The organism is Tepidiforma sp. (assembly GCF_026419595.1).
Lineage (GTDB): Bacteria > Chloroflexota > Dehalococcoidia > Tepidiformales > Tepidiformaceae > Tepidiforma.
In genome coordinates this window covers 239-567 of record NZ_JANZZD010000119.1, presented here as the reverse complement: position 1 = coordinate 567, position 329 = coordinate 239, and the positions used below count along the sequence as shown (strand labels likewise).

The window sequence follows — 329 nt, the reverse complement described above, 5'->3', positions numbered from 1 at the left end:
CCTCTGGCTCGATCATAGGGTGCCCCGAAGGCCTGTCAACCGAGGGTAAGCGGGCTGGCAGGGGCTGCCCGGCGTCACCCGGTGAGCTGCTCGATCTCTGCCAGGCGGTCCGGGGTGTTGGCGTTCAGGAAGCTGCGGAGACCGGGGTCGAAGGCTTCCAGCTCCACCCCCGGGGGTTCGACCAGGCGCAGGCCCTCGCAGGCGGCGACGATGCGCAGCCCGCCCTCGCGACGCGCCAGTGCCCGCTCGAACACCGGGAGGCATGTGGCCGGGCGGTAAACGGCGACGAGCGGCTGGGGGAAGCCGCCGACGAATGGGCGGACGACGTC

Annotated in this window: 1 protein-coding gene; it reads right to left on the bottom strand. The window is 72.0% G+C overall.

Annotation, left to right across the window (positions count from 1 at the left end; all coding sequences use genetic code 11):
• Positions 1-74 precede the first annotated feature (74 nt).
• Positions 75-329, bottom strand: a 255-nt coding sequence (locus N2041_RS14700) for a hypothetical protein (protein WP_297679373.1), incomplete at its 5' end; no start/stop codon positions are given.